This is a genomic window from Nocardia vinacea NBRC 16497, assembly GCF_000308835.1.
GTDB classification, from domain to species: Bacteria; Actinomycetota; Actinomycetes; order Mycobacteriales; family Mycobacteriaceae; genus Nocardia; species Nocardia vinacea.
In genome coordinates, this window is sequence record NZ_BAGN01000401.1 from 1 (window position 1) to 14,135 (window position 14,135).

Below are 14,135 nucleotides of genomic sequence, written 5' to 3' on the forward strand. Positions count from 1 at the left end.
ACCGCGACGCTGCGCTGCCCGCTGCCGCACATCCCGCCGACGTGCTGCCTGCCGCCGCGCACCCTGCCAGGGGGGTGTCCGACGATGCAGCACGCCCTGTCGCCAGACCATCAGCCGCACCATCCGCGGCGTCCGGTCTCCAATGTCCGTGGCAGACAAGTCGGATTGCCGAACCGGTCGTCGGAGCACAGCTGGATGGGGCGGTGGTCGTCGATCTGTCCTCGATGTGGGCGGGCCCGCTGTGTGCCCACCTGCTCGGGCGCGCAGGCGCGCGGGTGGTCAAGGTGGAGAGCACGCGACGCCCGGATGGCGCACGCCGCGGTGATCCTCGCTTCTTCGACTGGCTGCACGGCGGGCACGAACAGCTGGCCGTCGACTTCCATACGCCCGCAGGGCGGGAAACGCTGCGCGAGCTGGTTTCCACCGCGGACGTGGTGATCGAGGCATCCCGGCCGCGGGCGTTGGCCCAACTGGGCCTGGCTCCCGGGGACCGTGTGCATCGCGACGGACAGGTCTGGTTGAGCCTGACCGGATATGGTCGCGCCGAGCCGATGCGCGTGGCATTCGGCGACGATGCGGCGGTGGCGGGCGGCCTGGTCGGCTGGGACGGGGGCGAGCCGGTGTTCTGTGCTGACGCCATCGCCGATCCACTCACCGGAGTCTGTGCGGCACTGGCGGTATGCTGCGCCGTTCTCGGTGGCGGGGGACAGCTGATCGACCTGTCCATGCGTTCCACCGCCGCCGCCTTCGCCTCGGCCCCCGCGCTCACCCATGGACCGCATCGAGTGCGTGCCGATGGTGCGGATTGGGTTGTCGAATGCCCGCACTACGGTCGTTCGCAACGGGTGCTGCGTCCGCGGGTGCCGCAACTGGGCGGCGCGGCATGAAACGAGTTGTGCCTCATGTTGATTCGTGATGCCGAAGTCTTCGGTGCCGGCCGGATGGACGTGCGCATCCACGGCGGTGTCATCACCGAATGCGCAACCGGTTTGGTTCGTCTGCCGGGTGAGGACGAGATCTACGCGGGCGGTGGCTGGTTGCTGCCCGGACTGCACGACCACCACATCCACCTGCGTTCACTCGCGGCGACCTACGAATCTGTTCCACTGGGCCCGCCGCATGTGCGCACCGCAACCGAGTTCGCGGCGCGACTACAGGAGGCCGATCGAAAGCTGTTGCCTGGCAAGTGGATTCGCGGCACCGGATACCATGAGTCGGTAGCCGGCCCCCTCGATCGTGCGGTGCTGGACCGGATGCTCCCGCATCGTCCCGTGCGCGTGCAGCACCGCACGGGTGTGCTGTGGCAGCTCAACTCGATGGCCTGTGAGCTGGTCGGTCTGGACCGCAATGACGCGCCGGGTGTGGAACGCGACGAGACCGGGCGGCCGACCGGCCGGCTGCGCCGGATGGACTCCTGGATGGGAGAGCGAGTCGACTCGCGCACAACGGATCTGGCCGCAGTGAGTGTCGCCGCAGCGGCAATGGGCATCACCGGATTCACCGACGCGACCCCGGGACTCGCGCAGGCCGATATCGACCAACTGGCCGAGACGGTCGAAACCGGGCGGATCGTGCAGCGGGTGCACTGCATGGCGCCCCCCGAGGTGTCGCAGCCCGGCGGCGCACGTTTCACGTTGGGCCCTACCAAGATCGTGCTCGACGATTTCGATCTGCCCCCCTTCGACGAATTCGCCGACCGGTTGCGCGCGATTCATGCGGCAAGCCGGGCCGTCGCGGTGCACTGCGTCACGCGGGTGCAGTTCATCTTGACCATGGCCGCGCTGGACCTCGCCGGTGTGCGAGCGGGGGATCGGATCGAACATGGTGCGGTGATTCCGCACGAATCGCTGGATTGGCTACGCGGACAGCGGGTTTCGGTCGTCACCCAACCGCATTTCGTGGTCGAACGAGCCGAACAGTACCGCGACGAGGTGCCCGCGGAGGATCTGCCCGATCTGTGGCGGCTGCGTTCACTCGTCGATGCCGGGGTGGGTGTCGCAGCCGGGTCCGATGCGCCATTCGGTGCACCCGATCCGTGGTCGGTCGTGCGTGCCGCGGTACACCGGCCGCCGGAATTCCATGCCGCGGAAGCGGTGTCGGTCCCCAAAGCGCTGTCACTGTTCTTCGGCGCACCCGACAGCCCGGCGACGCCGCGCTGGATCACACCGGGCGCGGTCGCCGACCTGACACTGCTGTCGGTACCGCCGGACGAGGCCGCCCAGCAACTCGATGCCGAGATCGTCGCGGCGACCATTGTGGCCGGTGATCTGGTGTATTCGGGTCAGTAGACGCCGCACATACCGTCGATCGAGACCTCTTCCACCAGCACGTCAGCGATCACCAGGTCGGACTCGTGCACAATGCCCTGTTCCTCGCTCATCCGGTACTCCTTGCCGATGGATTTCGTCAGTTGATGACGAATATTGGACGATAGCGAGCGCCCGGCGACTGCGTCTGTCGGATCCCGGTGAGCGGAACGAACTCGAGTGTGCCACGAGATCGCGTTCGCAACGGCTTTCCGGAATCCCGGCACCGCCTCGGCAACCCCACCGGAGCTCGGCTTTCCCGACTATGATCGGCAGGTCGGGGTCGGCAGTTCTGCCTCGAGAGGTGATCATATGGTCGGACATTGCGGCTTCGGGGGTTCGCGCGGATCGACGCCAGTCGATTAGCCGATTCGCCATGCCCGACCACGAGAACGAACGTACCCAGCGCGATATCCGGTTCGGGATCGCCGCGGAACTGACCGCCGCCGGATTCGAGGACGCCGAGGAGATCGGCCGCGGGGGTTTCGGCGTCGTCTATCGGTGTCTGGAGCCCTCGCTCGATCGCACCGTCGCGGTCAAGGTGCTGACCTCGGAGATCAGCGGCGACGAACGCGAGCGCTTCGTCCGGGAGCAGCACGCGCTCGGCCGACTCTCGGGTCACCCCAATATCGTTGCGGTTCATCAAGCCGATGTGACCGCCGACGGCCGTCCGTTCATCGTCATGCCCTTCCATTCGCGCGGGTCGCTGGATGCGCGATTGCGCGCGACGGGGCCGCTGCCGTGGCAGGAGTTGCTGTCGATCGGGGTGAAGATCGCCGGGGCGCTCGCCGCGGCGCACGCGACGGGCACACTGCACCGGGATGTGAAGCCCGCGAACATTCTGGTGACCGATTACGGGGAGCCGCAATTGGCGGACTTCGGCATCGCGCATATCGGCGGGGGATTCGAGACCTCCGCCGGACGCATCACCGGCACACCGGCATTCATCGCGCCCGAGGTGCTACGGGGTGCGCCGCCGAGCGCGGTTTCCGACATTTACGGCCTCGGCGCCACTATGTTCTGCCTGCTGACCGGGCACGCGGCCGTCGAACGCCAGACCGGTGAGACGGTGCTCGCACATTTCGTTCGAGTCACCTCGACACCCGGGCCCGACCTGGGTGAAATCGACGTCCCCGCCGAACTCCGCGCCGCGATCGAAGCCGCGATGGCCACCGATCCGGACCGAAGGCCGCGTACGGCAGTCGAATTCGGATATCTGCTGCGCGATGTCCAGCGGAATTGCGGGCTCGACGTGGACGCCATGGCGGTGCCGGCGGACGCGCAGGAACCGCGGTCCGGGTCGATAATGGTGCACGCACAGCGTGGAACCGGCCCACGGACCACCGTGCCACCGCCGGTCGCGTCGACCAAATATCGTCCGCCGACCTCGGCCCGCCCCCTGGTGGACCGGCCGCGGCTGCTGCGCAAACTGCAGGAGGGCGGCAATCGCCGCCTGCTGCTCATCCACGCGCCGCCGGGCTTCGGTAAGAGCACACTGGCCGCGCAGTGGCGCGATGTTCTTACTGCACAAGGGATGTCGGTCGCGTGGTTGACGATCGACCACGACGACAACAATGTCGTCTGGTTCCTCGCCCATCTGGTCGAGGCGATTCGCCGGGCGCGCCAGGAACTGGCCGGCGGGCTCGTGACGATGCTGGAGGAGCGCTCCAGCGATGCCACTCGATACGTGCTGGCATCGCTCATCGATGAAGTGCACGACAGCGGTGCGCCGCTGGCCGTCGTCATCGACGACTGGCACCTCGTCACCGATGCCGGTACCCGCGCCGCCATGGAATTCCTGCTGGACAACGGGTGCCATCACCTGCGGGTGATCGTCACTGGCCGAACGCGTGCGGGATTGCCGCTCAGCCGGATGCGCGTCGGCGACGAACTGGTCGAAATAGATTCCGACGACTTGCGATTCGATGATGCCGAATCGACGGCGTTCCTGCTCGACATCAATCGCCTGACGCTGGGCAGCTCGCAGGTCGCCGAACTGCTCGACTCGACCGAAGGCTGGATCGCGGCACTGCAACTCGCTTCACTGTCGCTGCGCGGCAGCAGTGATCCCGCCGAATTCATCGATCAACTGTCAGGCCGGCATGAGGCGATCGGCGAGTACCTCGTCGAAAACGTGCTCGACACTCTCGATCCGAACCTGCTGGACTTTCTGCTGGCGACCTCGATCACCGAGAAGATCTGCGCCGGACTGGCCGAAGCGCTGTCCGGCCCGGCGGCCCCACGGCTGTTGCAGCAGGTCAAGGCCCGAGATCTGTTTCTGCGCAATGTCGACTTCCGGGACGATGTCGGCGACGACTTCGAGTGGTTCCGCTATCACCGTATGTTCGGCGATTTCCTGCGCCGCAGGCTGGCCGAACAGAATCCCGACAGATGCATCCGGCTGCACCGCGTCGCGGCCGACTGGTTCGCCGACCACGCGATGTTGAACGAAGCGGTGGATCACGCACTGGCCGCCCGTGATTCGGCGGGTGCGCTGCGCCTGATCGAGGAGCGCGCGACGGAGCTGTTGGAAAGTGCCCGGACGGCCACACTGCTCGGGCTGGTCGCCAAACTGCCGACCGCGATCGCGGTATCGAGTGCGCGCCTGCAGCTGTTCGTGGCTTGGGGCAATATATCGCTGCAGCGGCCGGTGGCCGCCGAGGCGGCCCTGGATCGGGTCGACGCGGTGCTGGGCGCCGATCGGCCGGATGCGGACGACACCGCCGATCTACATCTCGAGGCCGTGCTGGCGCGGGCCGCATGCCGACTCACCGCCGACCGATTCGCCGAATTGCCGGAGTTCGTCGCGCATCGGCTCGAGTCGGAGGTCAACCCGTTCATCGCGACCATCGCGGCGGGTGTCGGATCGGCGGCCGCGCTCTATCGGTTCGACTTCGACGAGGTGTACCGGTGGCAGCGGTGGGTTGCGCCGCATCGGGCCAGGGTCAAGGGGCCGACCGGCTTACTGCACAGCTACGGCTTGACCGGTGTGGCTGCCTTCGAACAACTCGATATCGCGGCGGCGCAGACGCATTTGGAAACCGCTCGGTCGCTGGCCCTGGAAACCGGCCGCCATTCCTACATCACGCGTATGACGGGCGCACTGCTCGGTGCGCTGTGTTATTGGCGGGGCGAACTCGACGAAGCGGAGGCGCTGCTCGACGAGAGCGTCAAGGCGGGGCCCGAGGGTGGAGTGGTCGAATTCGTATCGGCAACCTATGGAATCGGCGCGCGGATCGCGGCGCTGCGGGGCGACCTCGGTGCGGCGCGGGAGCGACTTGCCGAGGGCGCGAAGATGGCCCGTAATCTCGCGCTGCCCCGTTTGGCCGCCCGCATCGTCAACGAGCGAATCCGCCTCGGCCTGCCCATCGCCGCGGACGAGGCGGCGGCACTCGAGCGGCTCGAGCCCTACCGCGCCGAAGGCGACGGAATCACCATCCTCACCTCGGAAATCCAGTGGGATTCGGCAATACGGCTGCTATTGGCGGATCACTCGGCCGGGGCCGCCGAGACCGCCACCGTATTGGCCGCGCGGCTGGTGCGCGGCCTCGAACGCCAAGGCCGTCCGCGGGCGCTATTGGAGGCGCGACTGCTATCGGCGTGCTGCCTGGCAACCGCGGACCGCTTGGAAGAGGCCATCGCTGTGCTGGATCCGGTGTTGGCGCAGTGCGCCGAACTCGGCCTGCCCAGGTTGGCGGCCGATGCCGGAGCCGCCATCGAGCCCGCCGTCGTCGCGCTCATCGGTACCGATCCAGCGCTGCGCCGGACGCCGCTGTCATTTCTGACGCAGTTACTGCCCGCCGGCACCGGTCGGCAGTAGCGCTGAAAAGATTTGTGACGTGGATCACACTCGTCTGCTCGAGTCTGCCGTGAGGTCTATATTGAGTGCACTGAATCTGGCTGTCGCTCATTCGCCCGGCATCCCGGTGCGAGGAGCGGACACATCGATGTGTTGCACGGCGAGGACACGACAATGGCCCCACACAATTCACCGACGGCGCTCGCATGCCAGCCCGACTGGCAGCCGATATCGCTGCGGCGGTCGCGCCCGTGCGGTGACGAGTGCCGTATCCGAGTGCATTTTCACGGTCATCCCACGCTGCAGTACCGCGCGGCCCGGGAGGCCGCCGAATGCTTCGCGGCCGCCGTGCGGGGATTGGGCGTGGACGTCGACATCGATACGAAGCTCGACGACGGGCTGCTTCCGCTGCCCTGTGCGCGGCTGTGGACCTCGTAGCCGGATCCCGACAATGAGGAGTCTCTTTTCGCATGACAACGATCGATGCCGCGATCCTGGCGCTGCGGCTGGTGGTCGGCCTGACCATGGCCGCGCACGGCTATAACCACCTGTTCGGCCCGGGTGGTGTGGCCGGTACGGCGGGCTGGTTCGCCTCGATGGGGCTGCGGCCGCCGCGGGTCCATGCGACATTGAGCGGTGCGGGGGAGTTGGCGGCCGGGATCGCCTTCGCGGCCGGCCTGCTCACCGCGCCCGCGGCGGCGTTCATCGTCGGCAGTATGGCGGTGGCCGCAGTCATCGCGCATCGGAAGAACGGCTTCTTCGTATTCAAGGACGGCTACGAGTACGTGCTGACGCTTGCTGTGGTGGCCGCCTGTGTCGCGGCCACCGGGCCGGGCAAGGCCTCGCTCGATCGCGCGCTCGGCATCGATACGACGCTCGACGGTGGTCTCGGATCGGCCATCGCGGTAGTCGGTGGCGTCGGCGGCGCGGCGGTTCTACTCGCCGTGAGTTGGCGGCCGAAAGCGCAAGCAGAATAAGGGAATTCGACAGCCCCGCACCCGTGGTGCGGGGCTGTTCGCTATTTCAGAACCACGCGCCCCGCTCGCCCATGGCGACCAGTTCGCCGAGCGCTTCGCTGGGCAAGGCGATCCGTGGGGTGGCCGGTACGTGGCGTGGCCGGTCCGGCTGCGGCGCGACGCCGAACAGTTTCTCCGATATCGCGTGCGCGGTATTGGCGACCAGCGGTGCCAGTCGTTCGAGTGCGGCCTGGGCGTCGCAGACGATGGATATCGCGCCGATCGGCCCGTCCGGCCCGCGCACCGCCGCACCGACACAGGCGATATGCGAATAACATTCGCCGCGCTCGAAGGCGAGGCCGTTGCGCGCCCGGATCCGGCTCAATTCCTGGTGCAGGATCCCGATATCGCTGATGCTTCGGGTGGTTCGCTTCTGGATCGCGCCCTTGAACTGTTTATCGACCCGCTCGGGTGACAACCACGCGAGCATGCTTTTGCCGATGGCCGTGCAGTGGGCGGGGGCGCGGCCGCCGACCCGCGACGGAATTTCCACCGCGGCCCGGCCGCCGAATTTATCCAGGTAGTAGACGTCGGTGCCGTCCAATACGGCCAGGTGTACGACCATCTCGGTGCGCACCGCCAGTGCGTGCAGCAGTGGGAATGCCGCGGCGCGCAATGCGTTGTGGCCGTCTTCTCGCCCGCCGAGACCCAATGCCAGGGACCCGAGGCCGTACTCCCTGCCGTCGCGTTCCAGCCAGCGCAGCTGAACGAGATGTTTCAGAATGCGATGGGTCGAGGACCGGGGTATGTTGGTCCGGCCGCTGACCTCCTCGAGCGTGAGGCGCGTCTGTGCGCCCCCGAACGATTCCATGATCAACGTCATGCGTTCTACCAGCGAGGGGGATAACGCAGACTGCTCTGCGGCGTCGGCAGCTTCACTGATCCTCAACATTGAGGTCATTTCAGCGCCTCCTTACTTCGGAGACTCGAACTTCAGCGGCCAGTCTAACCACGCGAAGACTCCCGATCGGCGGAAATCGCCGAAATTTATACAGATCGGTACAGAGAATTGTTTGGAGAAAGAGGATACTGATCTGTATCCCGGCTGTTGCCTGCCGCCGGGCGCTCCTGGGATCGGCCGGAATCCGTTTGCTCCCGGCCGATCCTCAGGCTACTGAATATTGCTCGTGCTCAAGCAATCTCGGTCATCGAGCCGCCTGTCACCCGGCGGCGCCTGCAAGGTCGAGCGCCGCGAGATATGAGAAGACCAGGGAGGAGCCGACCGGTGTCCCCGCGCCCGGGTACACCCGGCCGGACATGGCGGCCATCGTGTTACCGCTGGCGTACAGACCCGCGATCGGCACGCCGTCCGCGCGCAGTACGCGGGCGTGCTCGTCGGTCTTTAGGCCGCCCTTGGTGCCGATGTCGGCAAGCGCGATGGTGGCGGTGTAGTAGGGCGGCGTGTCGATCGGCGCGACCAGGGGGTTCGGGTAGCCGTTGTCGAGTGGATTCACGTAGCTCATCACGGGTCCGGCGGGGAATCCGACGATGTACTGGGCCATCTGGTCCCAGACGGTCTCGCCACGGTGGAACTTCTCGTCGACCCCCTTGTCGGCATAGGAGTTGAACTCCTCGATCGACTTGCGGAGGTTCTCGGCGGGCACGGCGATGAGGTCGGCCAATTCCTCGATGGTGTCGGCCTTGCGCAGCGCACCCGATTCGAACCACTCGGGGCGGGGCGGCAGGGCCGGGTCGCCGCCGAAGCTGTCCCGGTCGATGTGGCGCTGATCGAAGATCCAGTGGCACGGAGTGTGCGCGACGCCGCTCTCCTTGTGCAGACGCAGCATTTCGCGCCCGGCCCGGTCGTAGGGCAGCAGTTCGTTCATGAAGCGCTCGCCCGCGCTGTTGACCCAGATGCCGCTGCGCGAACCGGTGTGGAAGACCGGCCGTCCGCCGGGCTGCACGACACCGGGGACGTACCACGCCTGGTCCAGCAACTCGGTAGCGGCTCCGATCGCGACGGCCGCCTGCAGCGCGTCGCCGGTGTTCCCCGGAGCGCCGTCGGACCAGTCACCGTGATACGGGGCGACCTTGTGCTTCTCGCGCAGCTCGCGATTGCGCTCGAATCCGCCGGCGGCGAGGATGACGCCGCGGGTAGCGCGAATCCGGACGTGCTCGCCCTTGCTGACCGCCTCCACGCCGACCACCCGGTCGCCCTCGACGATCAGGCTCTCGAGCGCGGTCTCGAGCTTGTAGGAGCCGTTCCCGGTCTCCAGGAACGCCTTAAGCGCTCGCGCGATGAGGGCGCGGCCGCCGGTGAGCAGGGGTCCGGCTTCCGCGCCCGAGAGCTCGTTGGGGAGCAGGTCGCGGATCAGCGGGGCGAGATCACCGAGCTCGGCGGCCTCGATCTCGGCCGGGAAGATGGTGTTGCCCGCGGCCGTCGCGCCCGGCTTCTCCGCGAAGTAGTCGGGCACGGGCTGGTAGGTGAAGGACCCGAACCACGGGTTCTGCTCGATTTCGTCGATCAGTTGCGGCCCGGTGCGCAGGTAGGCATCCTGCATGACTTCGCGGGATGGATCGTCGACGATCTCCCGGAGGTAGCCGCGCACCGTTTCGACATCGTTCTCGACGCCCGCGCGTCGCAGCGGGGCACTGCCCGGAAACCACAGTCCCGCACCGGAATAGGCGGTCGTGCCGCCGAAGCGATCGGTCTTCTCGATGACGAGCGTGCGCAGGCCGCGAGATGCGGCGGCGTAGGCGCCGACCAGCCCTCCTCCGGACCCGACGACCACGACGTCGTAGGTTTCCTCGTCAGCGGGCATAACTGTCTCCTTGCTTCCAGACCGCGAATCTCCTGCCATCGCCCGTCAGTGACCTGGGTCACCCGGGGCGTAGACCTCCCGAGTGTGGTGGCTGCGGCTATCGGGCCGGATCCGGTTTCCGCTGTGCGGAATAAGCGCCCGGTCCGGCCGACGCGAGTGCGCCGCTTCCGGTGGGCGGAAATTCTCCTAGTGGCGGGTGCCACACGAATTAGCGTTCCTGGCCGTCAATCGATTTCAAGGAGAGCTCGCATGACTCTTTCCCACGACTACGATCCCGGCCCTCGGATCGCCCACGCGGGTGGCATCAATCTCGGCACGACGGACCTGGAGCGTTCGCTGGGGTTCTTCCGCGACCTGCTCGGCATGGAGGTCGTCGCGCAGACCGACGACGGCGTGGCCTACCTGCGCGGCTACCAGGAGCTCACCCACCACTCGCTCGTGCTGACCCAGCAGGACGAGGCCACGGTGAACACCTACAGCTTCCGGGTGCAGCGCAAGCAGGACGTCGAGCTCTTCCACAAGCAGCTCGAACAGCAGGAGATCGAGTCGATCGAGCTGCCCGCCGGGCACGAACTGGGCCGCGGCGAGGCCATCCGATTCCTTGTGCCGGGCAGTGAGCACCCGTTCGAGCTCTACTACGACATCGAAAAGCCGCTTGCGCCGGAGGAATTGCGCTCGAAGCTGCCGAGCAACAGCTCGCGCCGCCGCGGTTTCGGCGTGCGCCGCCTCGACCATCTGAACGTGCAGACCAGCGCGAGCACGGTGAACCAGTCCGAGCAGTGGCTGCGCGAAGCGCTGGGCTTCAAGCGCCGTGAATTCGCGATGATTCCGCAGTTCCCGGAGACCATCATGGCGTCCTGGCTGTCGGTGACACCGCAGGTGCACGATATCGCGATCGGCGTGAACGCGGAGGACGCGAAGGCACGCTTCCACCACATCGCCTTCAATATCGAGAACTACCACGACATTCTGCGGGCCGCGGACGAGATCCGTGATCTCGAGATCGACTTCGGGCACGGTCCGGGCAAGCACGGCATCGGTCAGGCGATGTACCTCTACATCCACGATCCCGGCTCCGGTCACCGCGTCGAGCTCTACTCCGGCGGGTACCTGATCATGGATCCGGACTGGCAGGCGCTCGAGTGGAAGGTGCCCGAGCTGCAGTACGGCCAGACCTGGTACGGCGACGTCCTCGACGTCGGCCCGGGCGCCGGATTCCTCACGACCTCACCCTCCGCGGGCCTGAAATGACGCAGCGGACCGCTGACGTCGAGGGGCTCACCTTCAACTACCACGAGGTGGGCGAGGGTGAGCCGCTGATCCTGTTGCACGGTTCGGGGCCCGGTGTCAGTGCCTGGTCGAACTTCCAGCACAATCTGCCCGTCTTCGGTGAGCAGTTCCGGGTGATCGCGCCCGATCTGCCCGGCTTCGGCGGTAGCGCGCTGCCCGAACTCGATGAGATTTACCCGGTGGTCGCCGCGAAATGGATCGCACGGCTGATGGATCACCTCGGCATCGATTCCGCGGTATTCATCGGCAACTCCATGGGCGGAGCGGTGGTGGCGGAATTGGCCGCCCTGCATCCCGAACGGGTGCGCCGGATGGCCATCATGGGCTCCGGCGGACTTTCGGTCGGAATCTTCCAGGGCGACCCCAGCGAGGGCTTTCAGCGACTGTTCGAATTCCTCGGGGATCCCACCCGCGACCGCATGATCGCCTGGATCAAGGCGATGGTGTTCAACCCCGCGCTGATCACCGATGAACTCGTCGACGAACGAATGCGCAATGCCACGGCCGAGGGCGTGCTCGACCGGATGAAGGCGATCTTCGGTTCGATGTTCGATCCGAAGCTGCGCCAGACGTATACGCCGCTGTGGACCAAGGCCGCCACTATCACGACTCCGACGCTGATGCTGTGGGGTCGCGACGACCGGATGCTGCCCTACGACCAGGCGCACTTCGCGAACCGCTGGCTGCCCGATGTCGAGCTGCACACCTTCGCCCGCTGCGGGCACTGGGTGCAGATCGAGCGGAAGTCCGATTTCGAGCGGGTGGCGATCGAATTCCTCACCCGCAAACCGTCCGCCGCATAGACCGTCCGACTCCGGTGCACCATGCGTCTTTCCGGTGAGCGGAAAGTCCGTGGTGACCGAATGGACCAAGGAATCACAATGAGCGAATCCCCTCGCCAGATCGGCACTTTCGGTGGCCGTCGCGGCGGCACCTGTAGTTTCCCAGTAAGTAGGAGGTGTGCGTCGTGGCACACGAAGTAGTCCAACGTGTCGAGGAGCTGGGGCCGGAACTGGCCGCACTCGCCGAGGAGAACGAGAAGCTCGGCAAGCTGAGCGATAAGACCGCCGAACTGCTGCGCCAGGCGGGCGTGATCCGGCTCCTGCAGCCCAAGGAGTTCGGTGGTTATGAAGCGCACCCGCGCGACTTCGCCGAAGCCGTGATGGCGGTCGCGCAGCACGACGGTGCCGCCGGATGGGTGTGCGGTGTCGTCGGCGTCCATCCGTGGGAGATGGCGCAGATGGATCCCCGTCTGCCGCAAGAGGTTTGGGGCGAGAACCCGGATACCTGGATCGCCTCGCCCTATATGCCGATGGGCGTCGCCGATCCGGTCGAGGGCGGCTACCGGCTCACCGGGCGCTGGCCGTTCTCCTCGGGCACCGACCACTGCGACTGGGTCTTCCTCGGCGCACTGCTCGGTGACGGCACCGGCAAGCCCGCCGGGCCGCCGACCGTGCTGCATGTGGTCGTCCCACGTGCGGACTACAAGATCATCGACGATTCCTGGGACGTGGTCGGCCTGTGCGGCACCGGCAGTAAGGACGTTGTGATCGAGGGCGCGTTCCTGCCCGACTACCGGGTCATCGTCCAGGATCAGATCATGACGGGAGCGGCCGCCGAAAAGGTCGGCCTCACCGATACGGTGTACAAGCTGCCCTTCACAACCATGTTCCCGCTCGGGCTCACCGCCGCGGTCATCGGGATCTGCGAGGGCGGACTGGCCGTGCACCTGGCCCAACAGCGCGAGCGGGTCGCCGTGACCGGTGTCCAGGTGCGCGACGATCCGTACACGCTCTACGCCGCGGGCGAGGCGGCTTCGGAGATCGAGGCCTCGCGCATTCAGCTGATCGAGGGCGTCAGCCGGCTCTATGACCAGGTGGAGGCCGGAAAGCCGATCACCCTGGAGGATCGGTCGAATATCCGGCGAAATCAGGTCCGCTGCGCCTGGCGGGCGGTGTCGGCATTGGACGAGATCTTCGCACGCTCCGGTGGAAACGCCGGTCGGCGTAGTAACCCGATCCAGCGGTACTGGCGCGACGCACATATGGCACTGCAGCACATGATCCACGTGCCGGGCACGGCCTACCACGCGAATGCCCTGGTCAAGATGGGGCTCGAGCTGCCGCCGTCGATGATCGTGATGGTCTGACGCAAACAGGCAGGGAGGACGGTTATGAGCGAGCGTAGCGAGCGAACGATCAACACAGCCGAGCACTCGCTCGTGCCGGAGCCGAGCGCCAGCGAGGCGCAGGCATGAGCGAGCGTAGCGAGCGAACGATCAACACAGCCGAGCACTCGCTCGTGCCGGAGCCGAGCGCCAGCGAGGCGCAGGCATGAGCGAGCGTAGCGAGCGAACGATCAACACAGCCGAGCACTCGCTCGTGCCGGAGCCGAGCGCCAGCGAGGCGCAGGCATGAGCGAGATCGGATCGACGCAGGAGAAGGTCGTCGCGATCACCGGGCGCCACTTCCGGGATGTGCTCGGCCATTTCCCCACGAGCGTGGTCGCGATCACCACCCTCGACGACGATCAGCGCCCGCACGGGTTCATCGTCGGTACGTTCACCTCTGTCTCGCTCGACCCGCCCCTGGTGTCATTCCTGGTGGACACGTCTTCCTCGACCCTGCAACGGATTCGCGACACCGGGCGATTCTGCGCGAATGCGTTGGCGGGCAACCAGGAACACGTGTCGCGGCGGATGGCGTCCAGGGGCGGCAACCGGTTCGAGGGTGTGACGTGGCAGCCGTCCACATTGGGCAATCCCGTACTGGATGGGGTTGTCGCGTGGGTCGACTGCACCGTGGCGCAGATCGTCGAGATCGGTGACCACGTCCTGGTCGTCGGGCAGGTGCACGAACTGCGGGTGGAGTCGGTGCGGACCCCACTGCTCTTCTTCCGCGGCGGGTACGGCGACTATCTCGCCAGCGCGCCGCTGGTACTGGACCGGCTCGTCGGGTGGTAG

At 66.7% G+C, this 14,135-nt stretch carries 12 protein-coding genes; 9 read left to right on the forward strand and 3 right to left on the reverse strand.

What is annotated here, in order from left to right; all coding sequences use genetic code 11:
- On the forward strand, positions 1-887 hold an 887-nt coding region (locus tag ON44_RS37555), incomplete at its 5' end, for a CoA transferase (protein ID WP_174415238.1).
- Between the two features lie 15 nt (positions 888-902).
- On the forward strand, positions 903-2,288 hold the full coding sequence (locus tag ON44_RS37560) for an amidohydrolase family protein (RefSeq protein WP_040699377.1): 1,386 nt from the start codon (positions 903-905) through the stop codon (positions 2,286-2,288).
- On the opposite strand, the gene mftA is transcribed toward ON44_RS37560, so the two are convergent.
- Positions 2,282-2,380 carry a mycofactocin precursor MftA gene (gene mftA / locus ON44_RS50975; protein ID WP_157187506.1) on the reverse strand — a complete coding sequence of 33 codons (99 nt, stop codon included), beginning with the start codon at positions 2,378-2,380 and terminating at the stop codon, positions 2,282-2,284. The genes ON44_RS37560 and mftA overlap by 7 nt on opposite strands.
- A 302-nt stretch (positions 2,381-2,682) precedes the next feature.
- Here mftA and ON44_RS37570 point away from each other — a divergent pair, with 302 nt between their 5' ends.
- The 3 genes from ON44_RS37570 (at position 2,683) to ON44_RS37580 (ending at position 7,082) form a co-directional block, all read left to right on the forward strand.
- Complete coding sequence (locus ON44_RS37570) at positions 2,683-6,126, forward strand: serine/threonine-protein kinase (protein WP_040699379.1); 3,444 nt, start codon at positions 2,683-2,685, stop codon at positions 6,124-6,126.
- A gap of 255 nt (positions 6,127-6,381) precedes the next feature.
- Positions 6,382-6,543, forward strand: coding sequence for a hypothetical protein (locus tag ON44_RS50980; RefSeq protein ID WP_157187507.1), 162 nt, complete (start codon positions 6,382-6,384; stop codon positions 6,541-6,543).
- A gap of 32 nt (positions 6,544-6,575) precedes the next feature.
- The gene (locus ON44_RS37580) at positions 6,576-7,082 is read left to right on the forward strand and encodes a DoxX family protein (RefSeq protein ID WP_040699382.1); all 507 of its coding nucleotides are present in this window, start codon (positions 6,576-6,578) and stop codon (positions 7,080-7,082) included.
- A 46-nt stretch (positions 7,083-7,128) separates the two neighbouring features.
- On the opposite strand, the gene ON44_RS37585 is transcribed toward ON44_RS37580, so the two are convergent.
- Entirely contained in the window at positions 7,129-8,022 is an 894-nt protein-coding gene (locus ON44_RS37585; RefSeq protein WP_051182900.1) for an IclR family transcriptional regulator, read from the reverse strand.
- Positions 8,023-8,281: 259 nt separating this feature from the next.
- Complete coding sequence (locus ON44_RS37590) at positions 8,282-9,883, reverse strand: FAD-dependent oxidoreductase (RefSeq protein WP_040699386.1); 1,602 nt, start codon at positions 9,881-9,883, stop codon at positions 8,282-8,284.
- 249 nt (positions 9,884-10,132) lie between these two features.
- Between ON44_RS37590 and ON44_RS37595 the strand changes: the two genes are divergently transcribed.
- The 4 genes from ON44_RS37595 (at position 10,133) to ON44_RS37610 (ending at position 14,135) form a co-directional block, all read left to right on the forward strand.
- Positions 10,133-11,134 carry a VOC family protein gene (locus tag ON44_RS37595; protein ID WP_040699388.1) on the forward strand — a complete coding sequence of 334 codons (1,002 nt, stop codon included), beginning with the start codon at positions 10,133-10,135 and terminating at the stop codon, positions 11,132-11,134.
- A complete protein-coding gene (locus ON44_RS37600) occupies positions 11,131-11,976 on the forward strand; it encodes an alpha/beta fold hydrolase (RefSeq protein WP_040699391.1) in 846 nt (281 codons plus the stop codon). The genes ON44_RS37595 and ON44_RS37600 overlap by 4 nt, the downstream gene beginning before the upstream one ends.
- Before the next feature lie 164 nt (positions 11,977-12,140).
- A complete protein-coding gene (locus tag ON44_RS37605; protein WP_040699426.1) occupies positions 12,141-13,322 on the forward strand; it encodes an acyl-CoA dehydrogenase family protein in 1,182 nt (393 codons plus the stop codon).
- A gap of 264 nt (positions 13,323-13,586) precedes the next feature.
- Positions 13,587-14,135, forward strand: coding sequence for a flavin reductase family protein (locus ON44_RS37610; protein ID WP_051182902.1), 549 nt, complete (start codon positions 13,587-13,589; stop codon positions 14,133-14,135).